Genomic DNA, 22627 nt, shown 5'->3' on the forward strand with positions numbered 1-22627 from the left:
CATAGGAGACCCGGCACACTGAGGACCATGACGACCCTCGCGCCCTCCGCCCTCCGCCGCCCCGACGGGCAGGCTCTCCGCCTCCTCGTCGTGGACGACGAGCAGATGCTCACCGACCTGCTGTCGATGGCCCTGCGGATGGAGGGGTGGGAGGTGAAGACCGCGTCCTCGGGCTTCGAGGCCCTGCAGGCGGCGCGCGAGTTCCGGCCCGATGCGATGGTGCTCGACGTCATGATGCCCGACCTCGACGGGATGTCGGTGCTGCAGCGCCTTCGCGCCTCCGGCGACGATGTGCCCGTGCTCTTCCTGACGGCGAAGGACGCCGTGTCGGATCGCGTCGCGGGACTCACCGCGGGCGGCGACGATTACGTCACGAAACCGTTCAGCCTCGAAGAGGTGGTCGCGCGTCTGCGGAGCCTCATGCGCCGCGCCGGGACCGCGCAGACCGCCGAGGCCGAGCCGATCCTCCGGGTCGGCGACCTCTCGCTCAACGAAGACAGCCACGAGGTCGAGCGCGCCGGAGTGGAGATCGAGCTGACGGCCACGGAGTTCGAACTCCTGCGCTTTCTCATGCGCAATCAGCGCCGCGTCGTCTCCAAGGCCCAGATCCTCGACCGCGTGTGGAACTACGACTTCGGCGGACGCTCCAGCGTCGTCGAACTGTACATCTCCTACCTTCGCAAAAAGATCGACCAGGGCCACGAACCCCTGATCCACACCGTCCGCGGTGTCGGATACATGATCAAGGCGCCCCAGTGAGGCGACCCCGCCACCCCTGGACCCTGCAGCGACGGCTGATCGTCACGATCGCCGCCATCGTGTCGCTCATCCTGATCCTCGTGGGCGTCGCCACCTCCGCCATCCTCGGATCCGTGCTGGAGCGGAGTCTCGACAGCCAGGTCGAGGCGACGGCGAACCGCGCGGCGACCTGGATCAGGCCGCTGATCGGCAGTGGCGCCACCGCTGCCGACATCCTGGGGGAACAGGCCCCGCAGCCGGGCTTCCTCCTCGTGGTCGGCGACCCCGTCACCGGCGAGACGACCGCGGCGGCCACCGACGACCGGGGCCGGGTGGTGGAGCTCAGTGACGCCCAGATCACCGAGCTGGTGGACCGGCTCGACACCGCCGGGCCCGCGGTGACGGCTCTGGACGGTGTGGGGACCTACCGACTCGCGAACGTCCCCGCCTCCCCCGCGATCGTCGTCATCGGGATCTCGCGCACCGCCGTGGCGACCACCATCGGCGAGATGCTCCTGACGATCGCGCTTCTCACCCTCGGCGGCCTGCTGCTCCTGGCGGTCGCGACCGCGTGGACCGTCCGCGCGGGCCTCGCGCCCCTCCGCTCCGTCGCCGAGACCGCCCGCCGGGTCGCCGCACTTCCCCTCGACCAGGGCGAGGTCTCGATCCGCGACCGCGTCCCCGACGCGGAGGCCGACCCGCGCACCGAGATCGGACAGGTCGGGCAGGCTCTCAACACCCTTCTCGACCACGTGTCGACGTCGCTCACCGCTCGGCAGCGCAACGAGGAGCGGATGCGATCCTTCGTCGCCGACGCCAGTCACGAGCTGCGCACCCCGCTGGCGTCGATCCGTGGATACTCGGAGCTCTCGCTGCGGGCGCTCGGACGCGGCCACGACGACGGCGCCGTCGACACCGCCGAGGCGTCGCTGGAGCGGATCCAGAGCCAATCGCTGCGGATGACCTCTCTCGTGGAGGACCTGCTGCTCCTCGCCCGTCTGGACGAGGGTCAGGAACTGGTCTATGGCGCGGTCGATCTGTCGCAGCTGGCCGTCGAAGCCCTCGGCGACGCACAGGCGGCGGGACCCGAGCATCACTGGGTCGCCGATATGGGTGAGGAGCCCGTCGTCGTGGCCGGCGATGCACGACGCCTGCACCAGGTGATGGCGAACCTCCTCGGCAACGCGCGGATCCACACTCCGGCAGGCACCACCGTGCGGGTCTCGATCGAGCGCAACGACTCGGACGCCGTCGTGCGGGTGCACGACGACGGTCCGGGAATCGACCCGGCGATCGCCGATGAGCTCTTCGAGCGCTTCTCTCGCGCCGACCGGTCACGAGCGCGCAACACCGGCGGCACGGGCCTGGGTCTGTCGATCGCTCGCGCCATCGTCGTGGCACATGGCGGCACCCTTGCCGTCACGAGCTCGCCGGGTGACACGACCTTCGAAATGCGCCTGCCGGCGCGGCCCGAGGATCCGGTCCGGACGCAGGAAGACGATCGCGACGCCGCCGAGCTCAGTACCCGCTGAAGGCGTCGGTCGTCAGTGATCGGGCCCGGCGAAGCGCGGGGGCGAGTTCGGCGATGAGCCCCGCGGGGCCGGAGACGAATGCGTGGCGGGCGGAGATGTCGGGAACGACGCCCAGCAGTCCGTCGGCATCCAGTCGCACTCCGCGCGCCCACCGCCAATGCGGCGGGAGGTCGGCAGGGGCGCCGCGGGTGAACACGATCACCGGGACCCCCGAGGCGGCGATCTCGTCGCGGAAGGCGAGCTCGGCGGCATCCGAGGCGACATAGACCAGCACGATGTCGCGGTCCTCACCGGTCAGACGATGATGGCGCAGCTGGGAGACGAAGGGCGTGATCCCGATGCCGGCCGCGACGAGGAGCACCGGCGCCGCCGTGCTCCGGGGAAGCACGAAATCCCCCCACACGCCCGTGACCGCGAGGTCGGTTCCGGTCGGAATCTCGGCGAGGGCGCGCTTGAAGCTCGATGCAGCGCCCGTGGCGGGCTCGCGGTAGGCAATCTTCAGCTCCGGGAGGTCTTCGGGGGCAGAGGCGATGCTGAACTCCCGGCGGGTCCCCCGTGTGTCGGCCCTCCGATGCGGCACGTCGAGTTCGAGGTACTGGCCTGGCGCGAACGACAGCGGACCGGAGACGGAGAAGGTGAGCTCGCGCACCGTCGGGCTGAGATGCCCGCGTCTTTGCAGCCGGAGCCGGTTGGCGGCACGGACAGCGAGGAGGAAGCCAAGCAGGTTGCCGATGAGGAGGGCGCGCTCCTGGCCGAGACTGAACGCCCCGATGACGATCGGCCATCCCGCGAGGACCCCGACCACCAGAGCGACGAGCAGTTGCTGCCATCGCCTCGGCGGGAGGGTGAGGGGCTCCGAGAGCATGAACGCGCCGAGGAAGAGGAACGGAGAGGAGAACAGCACCTGGGGAAGGATGTCGCCGAGCACGACGGGCACGCCCAGGGCGGCGTACTGCGAGAAGACGCGCACGAGGGCCACGCCGACGGCCACGACGAGGAAGAGCGCCGCGACGCGCAGCTTCTCCGCACGCCACAGCACGATGAGCCCGAGGATGACGACCGGTGCGGCCAGCACGGGACTGCCGACCCACCAAGCCGAGGCGCCCAGCGCCGGAACCCAGATGCTGAGCAGGGTGAGCGCCGATGCGCCGGTGGCGGCGGGGTTGAGAACATGCCGACCCCGCCAGGCCAGGACGTACTTCGAGAGGGCGGCGATCGCGCCGGCGAGTGCGGCGCCGAGCAGCAGAAGGGGATCCAGCGACGGGCGGAGGACGAAGAGCAGGATGCCCGCGGTGATGAGCGAGGACTCCCACCGCCACGGCAGGCGCAGAAGGCGCTGGGCGGCGAGATCGACGACGACGCAGGCGACGACGAGGACGACGCCGGTGGCGAGGATCTCCAGCGGTGTCTGCGCCAGCGCGCCGAAGAGTGACAGCACGAGCGAGACCGCCGTCAGCGCCGCAAGCGCCAGCAGCATGACGCGGTACATCGAGAACCGGCCGAGAACCGCGAAGACCCGGGCGGCGGCGGCGCGGACGCCCACGGTCAACGCATTCACGATGCCACCGTATCCGCCCGGAGGAACAGGTCGGCCGGATTGTCGGGCGACCATTCGACGCGGCCGTCGGTGGTCATCCGCACCCACTCCACGCCCCACCGGTGAGCGATCTCCGGTCCGCCGTCGAAGAACAGCGCGGTGGCGATCGCATCGGCCGTCAGGGCATCGGGTGCGAAAGCCCAGGTCGCGGCGATCGTGCGCACCGGCTGACCGGTGCGCGCGTCCAGCACGTGATGGAGGCCCGGGCCCCAGCGCCGCCGGTTCACCGCCGACGCGCAGACCGCTCCGGCCGATATGGTCACGACCCCGATCGCCCGGGCGCTGTCGTAGGGGTGCTCGAGGGCGACTCGGAGATCGGCGCCGCTCACCCGCAGATCCCCCGACGCATCGACGAGGAGGGGCCCCGTCACGCGCTCGGCGAGCACGCCGTGGACGATGTCGACCAGCCGACCCTTGCCGAGCGCCCCGACATCGATCGTCGCGGGGCGGGAGAGGCTCAGCGTGTCGGAGGTCCACGACAGGACGTCGCGCCACGGGGGTGCGGGTTCGGCGCCGCGATCGGTCAGCGTCATCTCGGCGTCGTAGCCGCGACGGGCGAGGACCCCGCCGACGAGGGGGCTGACCGCGTCGCCGGTGGCGTCGGCGATCTCGGCCAGACGTGAGAGCAGGAGATCGGTGTCGATGGGCGCGGGTATCTCTCCCCCCGAGTGGGCGAGGGCGGTCACGGCGGAGTCGTCGCGGAATCTCGACCACGCATGATCGAAGCACTCGATCACGTCGGCCACGGCCGCGCGGTCACCCGCGGTCAGCGCGTGGGCGCTTCCGACCTCCCACCGGGTGCCGATCGCCTCGAACCGCCAGATCTCGGTCGTCGCGCCCGGTGCGCTGGGCGAAGACATCTCACGCGGCCGCTTCGGCCTTGATCTCCTCGACCGCCGCGTTGAATCCGCCGCTGGTCAGCGACGAGCCCGCGACGCGGTCGACCGAGAGGTCGTCGATGTTCTGGCCCACGACCTCGTCGGCGATACCGCCGATGAACTGCGACTGATACTGCTCCGACTCCGGCCGCTGGGGATCTCCGGTCACCTCGACGTCGGTGACGACGTCGTCCTGCAGCGTGAGGGTCACGGTGATCTGCTCGACGGACTCGGGGGTGTTGTAGGTGCCCTCGGCGGTGTAGGTGCCGTCGGCGTACGGCCCTTCCGTCGTCGTTGCGCCCGCATCGCTGTTCGCCCCGGCATCCTGGGTCCCCGCGTCGGCCGCTCCGGAGCATCCGGCCAGGAGAAGGGCTCCGAAGACACCGGCACCGGCGGCGCCGACGCGGACGGGACGAGGGGCGAGGTCGAGACGGATCATTGTTCCTCCAGGGAAGGGTCGGATACCGTCATCCTGCCCCGCTCACCCTATGCAGTGGCTTTGAGTGGCCGCAGGCCCAGCAAAGAGTCAGCTCACGCGGCGCCGTCGAACATGCTCGTGACCGAGCCGTCCTCGAAGACCTCGCGCATCGCGCGAGCCAGCAGCGGCGCGATCGGGAGGATCGTCAGGCCCGGGAAGCGCTTCTCGTCCGGCACCGGCACGGTGTCGGTGACGACGACCTCGTCGATCGAATCGCTGCGCAGACGCTCGGCGGCCGGGTCGCTGAAGATCGCGTGGGTGGCGGCGACGATGACACGTTCCGCGCCGCTGGCCTTGAGCGCCTCGGCGGCCTTGACGATCGTGCCGCCGGTGTCGATCATGTCATCGACGAGGAGGCAGACGCGCCCCGTCACCTCACCCACGATCTCGTTGACGGTGACCTGGTTCGCCACGTTCGGGTCGCGGCGCTTGTGGATGATGGCCAGCGGCGCGCCGAGGCTGTCGGACCACGTGTCGGCGACGCGCACGCGGCCGGTGTCGGGCGAGACGACGGTCAGCTTGGCGCGGTCGGCGGCGCTGAGGGTGTCACGGAAATACTCCAACAGCACGGGCTTGGCGAAGAGGTGATCCACCGGACCGTCGAAGAAGCCCTGGATCTGCGCGGCGTGCAGGTCGACGCTCATGACGCGATCGGCGCCCGCGGTGCGGAGCAGGTCGGCGACGAGGCGCGCACTGATCGGCTCGCGGCCGCGGCCCTTCTTGTCCTGCCTGCTGTACGGGTAGTACGGCGCGACCACGGTGATGCGCTTCGCCGACGCCCGCTTGGCCGCGTCGAGCATGATGAGAGTCTCCATCAGCCACTCGTTGACCGGCGGACCGAAGCTCTGAACGAGGAAGAAGTCGCATCCGCGGATCGACACTTCGAATCGGGTCAGGATCTCGCCGGAGGCGAAGGTGCGGTACTCGGTGGGCACGAGCTGCGTGCCCAGCCCCGCTGCGACCTCGTTGGCGAGAGCCTGGTGGGAGCGACCGGCTGCGACGACGAGCCGCTTCTTGGTCTTGGCGACGATACCGGGGGCGATGTCGTTGTCGCGGTCGAGATCAACTGTCTTCGTTTTGCGCGCCATCGTCCGCTTTCTGTGACGTCCGGGCTCGCGCCGCGACCTCGGCCGCGGCCGTCCCGGGCCTGTTCTTCTCGACCCACCCCTCGACGTTGCGCTGAGGGGCAACACTCAGGGCCAGAGCACCGGCGGGGACATCTTTGCGGATGACGGCGCCGGCTCCGGTCTTCGCGCCGTCTCCGATCCTAACGGGCGCGACGAAGACGTTGTGCGAGCCGCTGTGGACCTCGTCGCCGATCTCGGTGCGATGCTTGGCCACGTCGTCGTAGTTGGCGGTGATCGCCCCGGCGCCGAGGTTGACTCCGGTGCCGATCGTGGTGTCGCCGATGTACGACAGGTGCGGCACCTTGCTGCGCTCGCCGATGTCGGAGTTCTTCACCTCGACGAAGGTGCCGATCTTGCCACCGGCCCCCAGACGGGCGTTGGGGCGGAGGTACGCGAACGGTCCGACCGTCGCCTCGGCGCCGATCACCGCGAGGGTCGCGTCGGTGCGGGTGACCGTCGCCCTCTCCCCCACCTCGCAGTCGACGAGCGTGGTGTCGGGGCCGACGACCGCTCCCTCGCCGATGACGGTCGCGCGCAGGACGTGCGTGCCCGGCAGCAGAGTGACATCGGGCGAGAGGGTCGCGGTGACATCGATCCAGGTCGTGGCCGGATCCATCACGGTCACGCCTTCGCGCTGCCAGCGACGGACGGTGCGGGCGTTCAGCGTGCGCGCCGCCTCGGACAGCTGGATGCGATCGTTCACCCCGAGGGCGGCGGCCGCGTCGGGCGCGGTGACGGCGGCGACGGGCAACCCCGCCTCGCGCAGCAGACCGATGACGTCGGTGAGGTACTTCTCACCCTGAGCGTTCGCGGTGCCCACCCGCGCGAGCTCGCGTCGGAGCGAGGCCGCGTGGAAGACGTAGACCCCCGCGTTGATCTCGGTGACCGCGAGTTCGTCGGGATCGGCATCCTTCTGCTCCACGATCCGGGCGACGGTGTCGTCGCTCGAGCGGATGACCCGTCCATATCCCGAGGCGTCCTCGAGCACGGCCGTCAGCAGGGTCGCGGCGGCCCGGCGTCGACGGTGGGTGTCGAGGAGCACGGCGAGCATCTCGGCGTCGAGCAGAGGCACGTCGCCGCTGAGGACCAGGACGTCGTCGTCGGCCTCGCCGAGCGCCTCCAACCCGAGCTCGACGGCACGCCCTGTGCCGGGAACCTCGTCCTGATCGACGATCACCGCTTCGGGGAACACCTCGGTCGCCTCGAACGCGACGAGATCGCGTTCGTGACGCACGACGACGGCCGTGCACCGGGGGCCGAGTCCTGCCGCGGTCTGCAGGACGTGACCGAGGAGCGAGCGTCCGCCGATGCGGTGGAGCACCTTCGGCGTGGCGGACTTCATCCGTGTGCCCTGCCCGGCGGCCAGGACGATCACCGAGAGCGAGGAGGATGCGGTGGTGTCTGTCATGCTCCGCCGCCAGGACTCGAACCTAGACCTCACAGCTCCAAAGGCTGTCGTGCTGCCATTACACCACGGCGGACCGCGCCCGCAGAGGGCGCCCGACAAGTCTGCCAGAGTGGATGCATGCCCCGAGAGTCGGACGAAGTCGACCGCATCGTCGAGGCGTGGGATGCGCAGCGCCCCGACCTCGACTTCTCGCCGCTGGAGGTGCTCTCCCGGGTCGACAGGTTGTCGCGGCATCTCGATCGCGCCCGGCGGGAGGCGTTCCGCCGCAGCGAGCTGGAGCCGTGGGAGTGGGACGTCCTTTCGGCGTTGCGGCGGGCCGGCGAGCCGTTCCAGCTGAGCCCCAAGCAGCTGCTGCAGCAGACTCTCGTCTCCAGCGGCACGATGACCAATCGCATCGACCGCCTCGTGGGCCGACGTCTCGTGCGCCGGGAGGCGGACCCCGGTGACGGGAGGAGCATCCTGGTGACGCTCACCGAGGAAGGGCGCACCCGCGTCGACGCCGCGATCACCCGCCTCGTCGATGCCGAGGCCCTCCTTCTCGGCGCGCTGTCTCGCGGAGATCGGGATCGCCTCGCCGGACTGCTGAGAAAACTCAGCCTGGGTTTCGACGCGTGAGTGTCAACCGATCTGCTCGATGAGGGCGAACCAGCGCGCTTCCGTCGTGTCACGCTCGGCCTCGAGGGCGCCGATGCGGCTCATCTCCGCGGAGAGACCTGCATAGTCGGACTGATCATGGTCGGCCAGGGCGATCTTCGCGCGCGACACTTCCGTCTCGAGTTTCTCGATCCGCCGTTCGAGCGCGGCGGCCTCCTTCTGCGCCGCGCGAAGCTCGGCTCCGGTGAGCTCCGGGGTGGCCGGCGACGCCGTCGATTCGGAGGAAGCCGGCGTCGCGGCGGAGGAGAGCCTCCCCGCGGCGCGCAGCCGCAGATACTCATCGACGCCGGCGGGCAGATGTCGAAGCCGGCCCCCCAGCAGCGCGTACTGCTGGTCGGTGACCCGCTCCATGAAGTATCGATCGTGCGAGACGACGATCAGAGTGCCGGGCCAGGAGTCCAGGAGGTCTTCGAGCGCGGCGAGCATGTCGGTGTCGAGATCATTGGTCGGCTCGTCGAGGATCAGCACGTTGGGCTGGGACAGCAGGATCAGCAGCAGCTGCAGGCGCCGCTTCTGCCCTCCTGAGAGGTCTCGGACGGGAGTGGACAGCTGTGCGCTGGAGAATCCCATCCGCTCCAGAAGCTGCCCGGGTGACAGTTCCTGGGCCTTCGACCCGGCGCCGAGGGTGTAGGTCGTCCGCAGGCCCGAGATGACCACGCGCACGGGATCGTCCAGGTGCGGATCGAGCTCGTCCATGCGCTGGCTCAGGATGGCCACCCGCACGGTCTTCCCCCGTTTGACCCGCCCGGACGTGGGCTCCAGCTCGCCCGAGATGAGCGACAGCAGAGTGGACTTGCCCGCGCCGTTGACTCCCAGGATGCCGGTGCGCTCACCCGGCGCGATGCGCCATTCGACGTCGTGGAAGACGTCGGTGCGGGTGGCGCCGTCGCCGAAGACGACCGAGACGTCGAGCAGGTCGACGACGTCCTTTCCGAGTCGGGTGATCGCCAGAGCCTGCAAGGCGACCGGATCCCGCAGCTCGGGCACGTCCTCGATCAGGGCGTTGGCGGCGTCGATGCGGAACTTCGGCTTGGACGTTCGGGCCGGAGCACCGCGGCGCAGCCACGCCAGCTCCTTGCGAGCGAGGTTCTGGCGTCGTGCCTCGATCGCCGCAGCCTGACGGTCGCGCTCGACCCGCTGGAGGATGTAGGCGGCGTACCCTCCCTCGAACGGCTCGACGATCCGGTCGTGGACCTCCCAGGTCATGGTGCAGACCTCGTCGAGGAACCAGCGGTCGTGGGTGACGACCAGGAGCCCGCCCTGGTTCGCCGGCCACCGGCGGCGGATGTGGTCGGCGAGCCATGCGATCGCCTCGACGTCGAGGTGGTTGGTCGGTTCGTCGAGGAAGAGCACATCCCAGTCGCCGACGAGGAGGGCGGCCAGGGCGACGCGGCGGCGCTGCCCTCCCGACAGCCCGGCGACCGGACCCTCCCAGTCCAGTCCTTCGAGGAGGCCGGCGATCACATCGCGCACGCGCGGATCCCCTGCCCATTCGTGATCGGGGCGGTCGCCGACCACGGCGAAGCGGACGGTGTGAGCGTCATCCAGGGTGTCGGATTGGTCGAGGACGCCGACGCGCACACCCCGTCTGACGGTCACCCGGCCGGAATCGGGCTCGAGCCGTCCGGCGAGCATGGCCAGCAGGGTCGATTTGCCGTCGCCGTTGCGGCCCACGACGCCGATGCGATCTCCCTCGTCGATGCCGAGGGAGACGCCGTCGAAGACGACCTTCGTGGGAAATTCCAGATGCAGGGCTTCAGCCCCGAGAAGATGCGCCATATCCCTTCCAGGCTATGTCCCGCGATGGGGCGCGCAAACCAGACCCTCAGTACCAGAAGCTCAGGCGTGGCGCGCGAGGTGTGAGGAAGAGCGGTGCAACGAGATCGGCGTCGTCGACGGCGAGCCGACCGGCGGCGGCGAGGGTCGTCACCGAGACGCCGCCGAGATAGATCGCCGACAGCTCCTCGATCCCGAGGCGCATGACCGGGGCGGCGGAGGCGGAATCGCCGACGTCTTCGACAGTTCCGATGCCGTCGACCACCCGCAGCTGCCAGCGACCGGTGGACAGGCCCAGGGAGTCCTCGACGTCGAGCAGGACATCGCCCGAACCCGTGTAGGTCCGCGCTTCCAGCGCGCGGGGGACGTCGATGATCCGCACATACTGGTGGTCGCGAACCGTGATGGTCGCGGCGCGCTGGTCGGCGATCATCCACCACAGCGGCTCATCGACAGCGAGTTCGCCGGCGTGGACCTCGCCGATGAGGTCGAGCTCGAGGAGGAAGCGCCAGAGCGCCGCGTAGGCCGCGGGCGTGACGGCGATGAGCGAGGACACGTCGACGCGGGACTTGGTCCAGTCATCGCTGTTCTCGGTCACTGTATACAGCGCTGCTCCCCGCACCGCGCCGGCGTCGTCACGCCACTGGATCGCCCGCCGCTTCCCGGGGTCCTTCGCATCGGGCCGCGTGCCCGCGAAACTGTCCCAGTGGCCGGCGGGGATCTCCAGTTCACCGGCCGATCGCAGGCGCACCTCCTCGTGCAGGCCGGGCGCGATCTCGCGCCAGGTCTCTCGCGAGATGAAGTCCACCCGGCCGGATCTGCCGGGTCCGCGCCATCCGGCCCGCTTTGTGTCGATGACCCAGGTGGCCGCCGGAGCCGCCGGGGCGAAGCCGTAGCGGCCGTAGAGCGTGGCTTCGCTGACGGTCAGCATCGCCAGCGGCACGCCGCCGGCGACGGCGCTGCGCAGCTCCGCCTCCAGCAGGGCGCGCGCGATACCGCGGCGCCGATGGGTGGGCGCGACCGAGACGGCGCTCACGGCGCTGCCCGGCAGAACACCGCCGCCGGGGACGGTGAGTTCCGACAGCCACGATGCACTCGTGGCCACGGGCGCCGACCTGGTCGGGGTCTGAGGGTCGTACACCCCCGTCATGCGTCGATAGTCCCCGCGGGCGCGCGTCTCGCGCACCTGCTCATCAGTCAGTTCGGGATCGAGGAAACCGCGGGCGACGACCTGGATGAAGTCCTCGCGGTCGGCGTCGCCGGTGACCAACCTCATCTCGAGGCCCTGAGCCTCGAGGCGTTCTCGCGAGATCGGATCCACGTCGCGCGCGAGATGGGCGGCGGCAGCAGAAGCATCCATGCCCACCACGCTAGTGAGGGACACCGACAGGCGCACGCCGGTCGGTGTCCCTCACGCCGCTCGGCTCAGGAGATACCGTTCTCCTCGAGCCACTGAGTGGCGATGTCGTCGCTGGAGAGCTGGTCGACCGTGCTCTGGACGTTCAGGGCGACGAGCGCCTCCGGGGTCAGCGCGGCGCTCACCTGGTTGATGACGTCGGCGATCTCGTCGGCGATGTCGGCGCTGGCGACCGGCACCACGTTCGAGGCGAGGAACAGACCCTCGGGGTCGTCGAGCACGACGAGGTCTTCGGTCTGGATCCGCGGGTCGGCGGTGAAGACGTTCGCGACGTTGACGGTACCGGCGACGAGGTCCTCGACGGTGGTGTCACCGGTCGCCGAGAAGGACACGTCGACACCGTAGGTGTCGGCCAGGCCCTGGGGGCCGTAGGGACGCTCGGCGAGCTCGGGCGGCCCGCCCAGGGTCAGCGGCACGTCGACGTTCGCGAGGTCAGCGATCGAGGTCAGCGAGTACTCGTCGGCGAACGCGGCGGTCACGGTGTACGAGTCCTGGTCACTGGCGGTGGACTGGTCGAGCACCGTCAGCCCCTCGGGAAGCGCGTCGGGCAGAGCGGCGTAGACCTCTTCCGCGGTGCGGGCGGTGGTCTCTTCGTCGAAGTACTGCAGCAGGTTTCCGCTGTACTCGGGGAAGAGATTCACCTCGCCGCTTTCGAGCAGCGGGATGTAGGCGTCGCGCTGTCCGATGCTGAACTGCCTCTCGACCTCGAAACCGGCGTTCTCCAGGGCCTGCGCGTAGATCTCGGCGATGATCTCGTTGGAATAGTAGGCCTGCGACCCGACGACGATCGTGCTGCTGTCGCCCGTTCCGGCGCTCTCGTCCCCGTCACCGGAGTCCAGCGGATCGCTCGACGCGCATCCGGCCATCGTGACGACGGCGCCCGTCAGGATCGCGACGCCTGCCAGGCCCTTTCGGAGTCGTGCTGTGAACATGGTTTCCTCTTTTCTGATGCGGACAGGGAAGGAGCTGAGTCAAGCGGCCGCCACGCGCGGGGCCCGAGCACGTGAGGAGGTGGACTGCCGGAGGCCGACGACGACACCCCGCGGGACAGCGATTCGTTGCAGGATCGCGAACACACCGTCGAGGACGAGGGCGAGCGCCGCGACGAGGATCGCACCACCGATGATGACCTCGATGCGGCGCAGTTCCAAGCCGGTGATGATGTATTGCCCGAGGCCGCCCAGTCCGATATAGGCGGCGATCGTTACCGTCGCCACGACCTGCAGGGTAGCGGAGCGGATGCCACCGACCAGGAGCGAGAGTCCAAGCGGCACCTCGATCCGCCAGAGGATCTGCCGTTCGGTCATGCCCATCGACCGTCCTGCGTCGATCACCCGACGGTCGATGGCCTCGAATCCGGCGTACGCCCCGGCCAGGATCGACGGGATGGCGAGCACGACGAAAGTGATGACGGCGGCCTCTGGCTTGCGCAGCACCCCGAGCAGCAGCGTGAGGAGGATCAGCAATCCGAACGAGGGGACCGCGCGTGCGGCGCCCGAGATCGCCACGGCGACCTCCCGGCCCTTGCCGGTGTGCCCGATCCACCACCCGATGGGCGTCGCGATGGCGCCGGCGATCACGACCGACACCACGGTGTAGGCGACCTGCTGGGCGAAGGCGACCGGAATGGGATCGAGGTAGCCGGTGTCGCCGCCGAAGATCCACGCGAACGCGTCGATGAAGTAGTTCATGCGCTCGCTCCCGTCAGGGCGACTCGGCCCGACCTCACCCGCGTGCTCGCCACGCGCCGGGTCCACGGCATGAGGAGCCGGCCGGCGACGATGAGGACGAGATCGACGATCAGTGCGAGGACCACCACGGCGACGACACCCGCGACGACCTCGGGGATGATCCGTCGGTCGAGGCCGTTGGTGAACAGGTAGCCGAGGTTGATGATCCCGGCGAGGATCCCCACCGTCGCCAGCGCGATGGTGCTCGCCGCTGTCACCCGGAGCCCGGCGAGGATGACGGGACCCGCCAGCGGGAACTCCACCGCCCAGAACCGGCGGAACGAGGCGTACCCCATCGCGGTGGACGACTGCCGCACGCCCTCGTCGACCGAGTCGAGCCCGTCGGCGACGGCGCGCACCAGAATGGCCACCGCGTAGATCGTCAAGGCGACGACGAGGTTCGTCTCGCTGGTGATCGAGTAGAAACCCGTGGCACTGGGCAGCAGCACGAGCAGGGCGATCGAGGGGATCGTGTAGAGCAGACCGGTGATCGTGATCACCCCGCTGCGCACCAGTCGGTAGCGCCACGCGACCCAGCCCAGCGGCACGGAGATGACGAACCCCAGAACCAGGGCGATGACGCTCTGCCGCAGGTGCACCACGGCGAGTTCGCCGATCAGGTCGAGGTTGTCCAGAACCCAGGTCACGTGCGAGCGCCGTCCTCGATGAGAGCTCCCTGCGTGCGTCCCTCGCCGTCGACCACCACCGTCCCGTGCGGCGTCTGCTTCAGCCGCAGCGCGCGCTTGCCCCTGTCGGCGCCGATGAAGGAGGCGACGAAATCGGTGGCGGGTGCCTCGATGATCTCGTCGGGGGTGCCGCGCTGGGCGATCTGTGCGCCCTTCTCCAGAATGACCACCTGATCGCCGAGCAGGAACGCCTCGTCGATGTCATGGGTGACGAAGACGATCGTCTTGGCGACGTCGCGCTGGATGCGGAGCAGCTCCTCCTGGAGCTCCGCGCGCACGATGGGATCGACAGCGCCGAAAGGCTCGTCCATGAGCAGGATGTTGGGGTTCGCCGCCAGGCCACGCGCGACGCCGACGCGCTGCTGCTGGCCGCCGGAGAGCTGACTGGGATAGCGATCGGCCATCCCCCGGTCGAGGCCGACGGTGTCCATCAGCTCGAGCGCCTGCGCGCGGGCCTTCTTCCGGTTCACGCCCTCCAACACGGGAACGGTGGCGATGTTCTCGGCGACGGTGAAGTGCGGCAGAAGTCCGGAGTTCTGCATGACGTACCCGATGCTGCGGCGCAGCTTCACCGGGTCGCGACCGGCGATGTCGTCGCCATCGATGAGGATCGTGCCGTCGCTGGGCTCGACCATCCGGTTGATCATGCGCAGGAGTGTCGTCTTGCCGCATCCGGAAGAGCCGACGAAGACGGTGGTGGTGTGCGCAGGCAGGACGAGGTCGAAGGACCGGACCGCTTCCGTGCCGTCGGGAAAGCGCTTGGTGACGCCTCGGAATTCGATCATGGCACGTGCGTCCGGTCGCCTCAGTCGACGACCTGGACTTCCTTCCAAAACGCGACGTAGCCGGAGAAGTCCTTGCCGACGCGCTCGATCGCCGTCGGGTACGGGGTCGGGTACGACCACGCGCGGTCTTTCAACGCTCCCTCGCCCGAGGTCACGTCGTAGTACTGGCATTCCCCCTTCCACGGACAGGTGTAGGGGGTGGGGCTGTCGACCAGAACCCCTTCGACCACGCTGCTCGGTGGGAAGTACCAGTTGCCCTCGATCGAGACGAGGTCGTCCTTCGACGCCTCGGCGATCACCGTTCCGTCCAGTACTGCCTTCATGGGGTCCTCTCGAGGTCGCGCGGATGCGCCGCCGAAGCGACGGACCCTGATCACGCTAGCCGACCCCGCCGACACCGGGGTCCGATCGCGACTTACTCCGACACGATCCGCGCCCCGGCGACCGGGCCGTGCACGTGCAGCGCGTGGTGACCCGCGACGCTCAGCGCGACCTGCAGCTCGAGTGCCGATTCGGGATCGGCCGCGAGGAAGGCCAGCGTCGGCCCCGACCCCGACACGATGCCGACCAGGGCGCCCGACCCCTCACCGAGCTCGAGGACGTCCCTGAGGTCGGGGCGCAGCGACAGCGCCGCCGCCTGCAGGTCGTTTCGCACGTGGGCGGCGAGCGCGACGGCGTCTCCGATGCGCAGCGCCTGGAGCACGCCCGGATCGACGTCGGGGGCGCGCGGCGGCGGAGCGATGTCGGAGCGACCCCTCATCACATCGAGGTGCCCGTAGACCTCCGGTGTCGACAATCCGTCCTCAGAGGTCACGACGACCCAGTCGAACCGGCCCTTGGCGAGGGCGCGGTTCAGTTGGTCTCCCCGGCCCGTGCCGATGGCCGTCCCGCCCATGAGGGCGAAGGGCACATCGGCGCCGAGGCGGCGGGCGAGTCGGTGCAGTCCGGATGACCCGAGCTCTGCGCCCCACAGGGCGTCACAGGCGACCAGCGCGGCCGCGGCATCCGCGGATCCTCCGCCCATCCCCCCCGCGACCGGCACGTGCTTGTCGATGTGCAGCCGCACTCCCCCGCGGTGGCCGATCTCGGCGGCGACCAGCCGGGCCGCCCGCAGGGCGAGGTTGCGGTCATCCACCGGCACGCCGGAGACCGACACCGATCCCGACACCGTCAGCGAGAAGTCGTCGTCCCGTTCGGCCCACAGATCCTCGACGAGCGACACGGCCTGATAGGCGGAGGCGACGTCGTGGTAGCCGTCGGGCTGCACCGCTCCGACTTCGAAGAACACGTTCAGCTTCCCGGGAGCGCGGACGTGGACGCGATCGGCGGGGCCGGCAGGGTCCACGGTCATGCATCGAGGCTATCGCCCAGGGCGGGGGCGGGTCCTCGCGCCCGCGGCGGAGATCCGGTGAAACGCCGAGGAAACAGAAGGCGAACTACAGTTGTCCGGTGCCCCACTCGAGGTGCGCCCCTATCTGACTTCGCGAGGAGGTTCCCATGGCACGTGTCGCTCCCCTTCCGTCGATGAGCGATCCCTGGACGAATCTGCTCGCTCGCGACGACGTCCGTCTCGTCGACGGGATGCTGCACACCGTCCACGACACGCTCCCGGTGAACGAGGCGGCTGTCGCCGACCTCCTCGCCGTCGCCGATGCACTGGCCGCCCACAGGATCGACGTGCTGCTGGTTCGAGACGCCGAACGTCGCGATCGTCTCGTCATCGACGTCGAGGATGGGTCGCGGGCATACGACGCGCTCCGCCGCCTGGGTACCGACGAACCGTTCTACGCGCGAACTCCCGGCGAAGATGCGGTGCCGCTTCACACCCTTGCCGAGCCGGTGGGCCTTGCCACCGTCAACGTCTTCCGGCCGAGGGTCACCCCCGGCGGCTCGCTTCGGTACGGGTCGGCCTCGGGGACCCGGGTCGATCTCTGGCGGTTCGGCGCCGTTCTGGTCGAGGCACCGCGGCCGACGCTCCTCACCCGTCGGACGATGGCCGCCGACGACGTGTCGTACACCACGGTCGAACGTCACGGTCGGCGCTGGCGCACCCTGTCGGGCATGTACGAGACGCACGCGACGGAGTTCTCGGCCGATGTCGACATGGTCTTCTCGTGGGTCGACGGGTCATCCAGCGAATTCCAGCGCAGCCGCGCGGCGCGCATGCAGAGCTACGTCGTGGGCGACGGCGACGACGCCCCCGCGCGGTACCGGCAGATCGACGAGCTGAAGTATGCGCTGCGCAGCGTCTTCATGCACGCACCCTGGGTGCGGCGGATCTTCATCGCCACCGACTCGCCCGCCCCCGCGTGGCTGGCCGACCACCCTCGTGTCACGATCGTCAGGAGCGAGGGGTTCTTCGCAGACCCCGGCGCCCTCCCCACGCACAACTCCCACGCGGTGGAGGCGCAGCTGCACCGTATCGACGGGCTCGCCGAGCACTTCCTCTACAGCAACGACGACATGTTCTTCGGGCGCCCCGTCGATCCCGAGCTGTTCTTCTCCCCGGGGGGCGTCAGCACCTTCGTCGAAAGCCGGGTGCGTATCGGCACCGGCGACCCTCGCCCTGAACGCAGCGGCCACGACAACGGCCTCCGCGTCAACCGCGCTCTGCTGCGCGAGCGCTTCGGACGTCTGATCACCCACGACCTCGAGCACTGCGCGGTGCCGATGCGCCGATCGGTCGCCTACGAGCTCGAACGCGAGTTCGCCGACGATTACGCCCGCACCGCGGGCAGCCCGTTCCGGTCGGCCACCGACATCTCGGTGACCAACAGCCTGTACCACTACTACGCCCTGCTGACCGGGCGGGCGATCGTGACCACCAAACCCCGGGTCCGGTACATCCAGACGACGCAGCTCGCCTCACTGCGTCGGATGGAGCGGCTTCTGGCCCGCCGCGACACCGACATGTTCTGCCTGAACGACGGCAGCGTGCCCGAGCTCCCCGAGGAGGTGCGCATCCGCGCGATCCGCGACAGCCTCGAGCGCTACTTCCCGGTGCGGGCTCCGTGGGAGCGTGACGAAATCAGCGCAGCACCGGCAACGGGGACGTCGGCGGCGAACTCCCGTTGACCGCGTCGGCGCCGATCTCTTCGGCGCCTCGAAGCGCGACGCCGGCGTCGTCCAGGCGGCGCCGCGACTCCGCCGCGTCGACGAAGTCGAGGATCGGTCCGGCATCCACCGGGACGACCGAATGCACGACGGTGTCGTCGTAGATGTGGACGACATTGAACGCCTGGGCGGCGTCCTGCGCTCGCGTTCCGCCGACCGGCACGGTCAGGTCCTGGGTGTAACACGTCGCCGACGCCACCGAGACGGGAACACCGGCGAACGTCGCGAAGGTGGAGTAATGCAGGTGCCCGCCGAGGATGGCGCGGACGTCGCCGGCTCGGATGACCTCGGCGAGCCTCGCCTGGTCGCGAAGCTCGACGCTCGCGGCGAGATCGAGCACGCTCGGCACGGGCGGGTGATGCATTGCGAGGATGGTGCCGAGCGGCGCCGGCACCGCCAGCACCCGGCGAAGCCACGACAGCTGCGCATCGGTCAGTTCGCCGTGGTGCCTGCCGGGGACGCTCGTGTCGAGGGTCACGATACGCAGACCGTCGATCTCGTCGACCCGGTCGACCGGCCGGCCCGAGTCATCCGGCCGACCCCACAGCCCTGCGCGGAACGCCGCCCGCTCGTCATGGTTCCCCATCACCCAGATCACGCGCGCACCGATGGCCTCCGCCACCGGTTCGACCAGGCTGCGGACGCGATCGTAGGCCTCGGGCTCACCGTGATCCGCGAGGTCGCCGGTGAACACCAGCGCGTGAGGCCTCACCCCGGAATCGGTGATCGCCGTGAGTGCGCGCTCGAGCCGCTCTTCGGCGTCGATGCGGTCGTACAGGCGGGAGCCATGGGCTCTGAGATGCGTGTCGCTGAGATGCAGGAGCACGCGTTCGGGTCTGGGGTACTCGGCGAGGAGTCTGTCCACTTCGTTCTCCGCCCCCTTGGCGGTCGGGTCCGTCCGATGGTAGTCGGACACCTAAACCGTAGGGTGCCGTCAGGTGAACACGGGCGGCACACCCCGTATACACACGATGTCGTCAGGACGAGGCCCGGGCCTAGACGACGTGCGCGATGCGCAGGAAGTCGTCCACCACGAGCTCCTCGCCGCGGGCGGTGGGTGCGACGCCCGCGGCCTCCAAGATCGCCGACGCGTCCGCGGAACTCCCTCCGAGGACGCCGGCCAGGGCCTGACGGAGCATCTTCCTCCGCTGCCCGAACGCGGCATCGATGAGAGCGAAGGTCGCTCGGCGCTCGTCCTCCGACCCGATCGGTGTGTCTCGACGCTCGAAGGCCACCAGCACGCTGTCGACGTTCGGGACGGGCCAGAACACCTGGCGCGGCACGTTCCCCGCCAACCGCCACGGCCCGTACCACGACGCCTTGACGCTCGGGGAACCGTACGCCTTCGTCCTCGGTGCCGCCGCGAGCCGCTCCCCCACCTCGGCCTGAACCATCACCACCCCGCGCCGGAGAGCCGGAAAGGTCTCGAGGAAGTGCAGCAGGACGGGCACCGAGACGTTGTAGGGGAGGTTGGCCACCAGGACGGCCGGATCGCCGGGGAGGTCGGTGACGGCCAGCGCGTCGGCGTCGATGACGTGCAGCGACCCTGGCGTCGCGCCGTGTGCCGCGGCCGTGATCTGCAACCGCGCGGCGAGGCGGTGGTCGATCTCGACGGCGGTCACCTCTGCGCCGGCGTCGAGGATGGCGAGGGTCAACGAACCCAGCCCTGGTCCGACCTCGACGACGTGTTCGCCCGGGGCCACCCGCGCCGCCTGGACGATACGGCGGACCGTGTTGGCGTCGACAACGAAGTTCTGGCCGAGCTTCTTCGTGGGGGTGACGTCCAGTTCGGCGGCCAGTGCACGGATCTCGCCCGCGCCGAGAAGGGTGACGGCCATGGCTTCCACCCTAGTGACTCGCCGCGCAAGCCCCATCTCCCGGAAACGCGCAGGACTAGGGTGACCCACGTGAGCTCCTCAGCGTCGATTCCCACCCAGGCCTTCTCCATGCGCAGCCCGTTCGGTCGCCGCGCCGTGGCTCTGTCGATCGCCGCGGCGGTCGGCGGTTTCCTCTTCGGCTTCGACTCGTCCGTGATCAACGGCGCCGTCGACTCGATCGAGAGCCAATTCGACCTCACCGCGGTCATCACCGGCTTCGTGGTGGCGGTCGCGCTTCTCGGGTGCGCGCTCGGCGCGGTGCTGGCCGGGGTGCTCAGCGACCGCTGGGGCCGCCTGCGGGTGATGCTCATGGGATCCGTGCTCTTCTTCGTCAGCGCGATCGGGTCGGGGTTGGCTTTCAGCGCCATCGACCTGACCGTGTGGCGGTTCATCGGGGGCCTCGGCATCGGCATCGCCTCGGTGGTCGCACCCGCCTACATCGCGGAGGTCGCGCCGCGGCAGATCCGTGGCACGCTCGGTTCGCTGCAGCAGCTCGCGATCACGCTCGGCATCTTCGGTGCCCTCCTCTCCAACGCGCTGCTGGCCGGAGTCGCCGGAGGCGCCTCCTCACAGCTGTGGCTGGGGCTCGAAGCCTGGCGGTGGATGCTGCTGGTCGAGGCCGTGCCCGCGATCGTCTACGGCGTGCTGGCGTTCACGATGCCCGAATCGCCGCGGTTCCTCATCTCTCAGGGCAAGTACGACGAGGCGCGTGCGATCTTCGCGCGGCTCGTGCCCGAAGCCGATCTGAACCAGACGATGAAAGACCTCGAGCAGGCCATCGCCGCCGACAAGAAGTCCAAGGGCGTCTCGCTGCGCGGACCCCGGTTCGGGCTTCAGGGAATTGTCTGGGTCGGCATCATCCTGTCGGTGTTCCAGCAGTTCGTCGGCATCAACGTGATCTTCTACTACTCCACGACGCTGTGGCGTGCGGTCGGGTTCACCGAGCAGAACTCGTTGCTGATCAGTGTGATCACCTCGGTGACGAACGTGCTCGTGACGATCGTGGCGATCGTGCTCGTCGATCGCGTGGGACGCAAGCCCATCCTCCTCACCGGATCGGTGATGATGACCGTGTCGCTCGGCGCCATGGCGCTGTCGTTCGCCTTCGCCGAGACCGTGGACGGCGAAGTGAGCCTGCCTGGCGCCTGGGGTCCGATCGCCCTGGTCGCGGCGAACCTGTTCGTCATCGGCTTCGGCGCGTCGTGGGGCCCGCTGGTCTGGGTGCTGCTCGGCGAGATCTTCCCGAGCCGCATCCGCGGCAAGGCGCTCGGTGTGGCCGCCGGGGCTCAGTGGATAGCGAACTTCCTCATCACGGTGAGCTTCCCGGCGATGTCGAGCTGGTCGCTGCCCCTCACCTACGCGATGTACGCGATCTTCGCCGGACTGTCCTTCGTCTACGTGCTGCTGAAGATCCCCGAGACCAAGGGGATGGAGCTGGAGCAGACCGAGACGCTGTTCGTGACGAAGGAGCGTGTCAAAGCCGGCCGCAGCGCCTGACCAGGACCGTTCGGCGTGGCATCCGATCGTAGGATGAACGGATGCCCTCCCTCGGCGAGCTCGTCGCACCGCGTCGCCTCGGGCGCGACTTCCGGTGGCTGCTGGCGTCGTCGTGGACGAGCAATCTCGGCGACGGCATCGCGCTGGCCGCCGCTCCCCTGCTCATCGCGTCGCTGACGTCGTCTCCGATCCTCGTCGCCGCCGGCGCCATGATGCAGTTCCTGCCGTGGCTGCTGTTCGGCCTGCTCGCGGGGGCTGTCGCCGACCACCACGACCGGCGCCGGCTGGTCATGCTCGCCAACGCCCTGCGCGGCCTCGTGATTCTCGGGCTCGTGGTCTTCCTCGTGACCGGACAGGCGAGCGTGTGGCTGGTGCTCGTGACGTCCTTCCTCTACGGCACCGCCGAGGTGTTCGCCGACACGGCCGGCAGCACGCTCCTGCCGATGCTCGTCCGTCCCGCCGATCTCGGCATCGGGAACGCGCGGATGCAGGCCGGCTTCCTCGTCGGCAATCAGCTGGCGGGACCGCCGCTGGGCGCCTTCCTCTTCGCCGCAGGATCGTTCCTGCCGTTCCTGCTGCAGGTGTTCTGCGTCAGCCTGGCGATCCTTCTCATCTCACGGATCGCGCGCACCCCCGCACCCCATCCCGGTGAGACCGAGCGCGGGTCGAAGTTCCGCGCGATCCGGGAGGGCCTCGGCTGGCTCCGCCACAATGCGCCGGTGCGGACGCTCGTGGTCATCATCCTCGTCTTCAACGTCACCTGGGCGGCGCCCTGGGGGGTGCTCGTGCTGTACGCCACCGAGTACCTGGGCATGGGGCCCGTCGGATACGGGGCGCTGACGACGGCCTCGGCCCTCGGCGGGATCATCGCGATCTTCAGCTTCGGCTTCTTGGAGAAGAAGGTGCCCTTCGCCACACTCATGCGCGTGGTCCTCTCCTGCGAGGTCCTCATGCACCTCGCCTTCGCGCTGACCACGGTGCCGGCCGTCGCGTTCGTGCTCATGTTCGGCTTCGGCCTCTACGCCTTCGTCTGGGGGACGATCTCCACCACCGTGCGCCAGCGCCTCGTACCGATGCCGCTCCAGGGACGTATCGCCTCGGTGAACATGGTCGGGGTGTTCGGCGGACTGGTGATCGGTCAGTTCCTCGGCGGCGTGATCGCGCAGATCTGGGGTCCGACCGGGCCGTGGTGGTTCGCGTTCGCGGGTTCGGCGATCACCCTTGCACTGGTGTGGCGGTCGATCTCCCACATCGCCGCCGCCCCTCCCGCGCGCGACGGCGGCCCCGCGGCCTCCGCGGTCTGAGCGGCCAGTCCTTGATCACAGCTCGCTCA

The 22627-nt window shown here is 69.5% G+C and carries 21 protein-coding genes and 1 tRNA gene; 6 read left to right on the forward strand and 16 right to left on the reverse strand.

What is annotated here, in order from left to right; all coding sequences use genetic code 11:
- Window positions 1-27 precede the first annotated feature (27 nt).
- Both V6S02_RS08795 and V6S02_RS08800 read left to right on the forward strand, forming a co-directional pair.
- On the forward strand, window positions 28-759 hold the full coding sequence (locus V6S02_RS08795) for a response regulator transcription factor (RefSeq protein WP_124293630.1): 732 nt from the start codon (window positions 28-30) through the stop codon (window positions 757-759).
- Window positions 756-2270 (forward strand): sensor histidine kinase, encoded by a 1515-nt coding sequence (locus tag V6S02_RS08800; RefSeq protein WP_240638602.1) that lies wholly within the window; start codon window positions 756-758, stop codon window positions 2268-2270. Before V6S02_RS08795 ends, V6S02_RS08800 begins: the two co-directional genes overlap by 4 nt.
- Here V6S02_RS08800 and V6S02_RS08805 read toward each other — a convergent pair.
- From V6S02_RS08805 to V6S02_RS08830, 6 genes are all read right to left on the reverse strand, one after another.
- Window positions 2257-3819: an FAD-dependent oxidoreductase gene (locus V6S02_RS08805; protein ID WP_442927921.1), complete on the reverse strand. Its 1563-nt coding sequence runs from the start codon at window positions 3817-3819 to the stop codon at window positions 2257-2259. The two genes, V6S02_RS08800 and V6S02_RS08805, sit on opposite strands and share 14 nt — an antisense overlap.
- Before the next feature lie 5 nt (window positions 3820-3824).
- Window positions 3825-4727, reverse strand: coding sequence for an FAD:protein FMN transferase (locus V6S02_RS08810; RefSeq protein WP_336400536.1), 903 nt, complete (start codon window positions 4725-4727; stop codon window positions 3825-3827).
- Window position 4728: 1 nt separating this feature from the next.
- The gene (locus tag V6S02_RS08815; RefSeq protein ID WP_336400537.1) at window positions 4729-5184 is read right to left on the reverse strand and encodes an FMN-binding protein; all 456 of its coding nucleotides are present in this window, start codon (window positions 5182-5184) and stop codon (window positions 4729-4731) included.
- 92 nt (window positions 5185-5276) lie between these two features.
- Window positions 5277-6311: a ribose-phosphate diphosphokinase gene (locus tag V6S02_RS08820; RefSeq protein ID WP_124293634.1), complete on the reverse strand. Its 1035-nt coding sequence runs from the start codon at window positions 6309-6311 to the stop codon at window positions 5277-5279.
- Entirely contained in the window at window positions 6286-7758 is a 1473-nt protein-coding gene (gene glmU, locus V6S02_RS08825) for a bifunctional UDP-N-acetylglucosamine diphosphorylase/glucosamine-1-phosphate N-acetyltransferase GlmU (protein ID WP_336400538.1), read from the reverse strand. Before glmU ends, V6S02_RS08820 begins: the two co-directional genes overlap by 26 nt.
- Window position 7759: 1 nt before the next feature.
- Window positions 7760-7831 (reverse strand) — tRNA-Gln (locus tag V6S02_RS08830).
- A gap of 44 nt (window positions 7832-7875) precedes the next feature.
- Here V6S02_RS08830 and V6S02_RS08835 point away from each other — a divergent pair.
- Entirely contained in the window at window positions 7876-8373 is a 498-nt protein-coding gene (locus V6S02_RS08835; protein WP_124293636.1) for a MarR family winged helix-turn-helix transcriptional regulator, read from the forward strand.
- Between the two features lie 3 nt (window positions 8374-8376).
- Here V6S02_RS08835 and V6S02_RS08840 read toward each other — a convergent pair whose 3' ends face one another.
- The 8 genes from V6S02_RS08840 to V6S02_RS08875 form a co-directional block, all read right to left on the reverse strand.
- Complete coding sequence (locus V6S02_RS08840; RefSeq protein WP_336400539.1) at window positions 8377-10191, reverse strand: ABC-F family ATP-binding cassette domain-containing protein; 1815 nt, start codon at window positions 10189-10191, stop codon at window positions 8377-8379.
- A 46-nt stretch (window positions 10192-10237) separates the two neighbouring features.
- Window positions 10238-11548 (reverse strand): GNAT family N-acetyltransferase, encoded by a 1311-nt coding sequence (locus V6S02_RS08845; protein ID WP_336400540.1) that lies wholly within the window; start codon window positions 11546-11548, stop codon window positions 10238-10240.
- Window positions 11549-11613: 65 nt separating this feature from the next.
- Complete coding sequence (locus V6S02_RS08850) at window positions 11614-12537, reverse strand: ABC transporter substrate-binding protein (protein WP_336400541.1); 924 nt, start codon at window positions 12535-12537, stop codon at window positions 11614-11616.
- A gap of 39 nt (window positions 12538-12576) precedes the next feature.
- The gene (locus V6S02_RS08855) at window positions 12577-13296 is read right to left on the reverse strand and encodes an ABC transporter permease (RefSeq protein WP_336400542.1); all 720 of its coding nucleotides are present in this window, start codon (window positions 13294-13296) and stop codon (window positions 12577-12579) included.
- On the reverse strand, window positions 13293-13982 hold the full coding sequence (locus tag V6S02_RS08860; RefSeq protein WP_336400543.1) for an ABC transporter permease: 690 nt from the start codon (window positions 13980-13982) through the stop codon (window positions 13293-13295). The genes V6S02_RS08855 and V6S02_RS08860 overlap by 4 nt, the downstream gene beginning before the upstream one ends.
- Entirely contained in the window at window positions 13979-14806 is an 828-nt protein-coding gene (locus tag V6S02_RS08865) for an ABC transporter ATP-binding protein (protein WP_124293642.1), read from the reverse strand. Before V6S02_RS08865 ends, V6S02_RS08860 begins: the two co-directional genes overlap by 4 nt.
- 20 nt (window positions 14807-14826) lie before the next feature.
- Window positions 14827-15129 carry a DUF427 domain-containing protein gene (locus V6S02_RS08870; RefSeq protein ID WP_124293643.1) on the reverse strand — a complete coding sequence of 101 codons (303 nt, stop codon included), beginning with the start codon at window positions 15127-15129 and terminating at the stop codon, window positions 14827-14829.
- Window positions 15130-15221: 92 nt separating this feature from the next.
- Window positions 15222-16157 carry a 4-(cytidine 5'-diphospho)-2-C-methyl-D-erythritol kinase gene (locus V6S02_RS08875; protein ID WP_336400544.1) on the reverse strand — a complete coding sequence of 312 codons (936 nt, stop codon included), beginning with the start codon at window positions 16155-16157 and terminating at the stop codon, window positions 15222-15224.
- A 146-nt stretch (window positions 16158-16303) separates the two neighbouring features.
- On the opposite strand from V6S02_RS08875, the gene V6S02_RS08880 reads away from it, so the two are divergent.
- Entirely contained in the window at window positions 16304-17881 is a 1578-nt protein-coding gene (locus V6S02_RS08880) for a stealth family protein (protein WP_336400545.1), read from the forward strand.
- Here V6S02_RS08880 and V6S02_RS08885 read toward each other — a convergent pair.
- Window positions 17835-18785: a phosphodiesterase gene (locus V6S02_RS08885; protein ID WP_124294513.1), complete on the reverse strand. Its 951-nt coding sequence runs from the start codon at window positions 18783-18785 to the stop codon at window positions 17835-17837. The genes V6S02_RS08880 and V6S02_RS08885 overlap by 47 nt on opposite strands.
- Before the next feature lie 130 nt (window positions 18786-18915).
- Complete coding sequence (rsmA, locus tag V6S02_RS08890) at window positions 18916-19758, reverse strand: 16S rRNA (adenine(1518)-N(6)/adenine(1519)-N(6))-dimethyltransferase RsmA (protein ID WP_336400547.1); 843 nt, start codon at window positions 19756-19758, stop codon at window positions 18916-18918.
- A gap of 108 nt (window positions 19759-19866) precedes the next feature.
- Between rsmA and V6S02_RS08895 the strand changes: the two genes are divergently transcribed.
- Window positions 19867-21294 carry a sugar porter family MFS transporter gene (locus tag V6S02_RS08895; protein ID WP_205783128.1) on the forward strand — a complete coding sequence of 476 codons (1428 nt, stop codon included), beginning with the start codon at window positions 19867-19869 and terminating at the stop codon, window positions 21292-21294.
- 41 nt (window positions 21295-21335) lie between these two features.
- The gene (locus V6S02_RS08900) at window positions 21336-22598 is read left to right on the forward strand and encodes an MFS transporter (protein WP_336400549.1); all 1263 of its coding nucleotides are present in this window, start codon (window positions 21336-21338) and stop codon (window positions 22596-22598) included.
- Window positions 22599-22627: the final 29 nt, after the last annotated feature.

The organism is Microbacterium sp. CCNWLW134 (assembly GCF_037083565.1).
Lineage (GTDB): Bacteria > Actinomycetota > Actinomycetes > Actinomycetales > Microbacteriaceae > Microbacterium.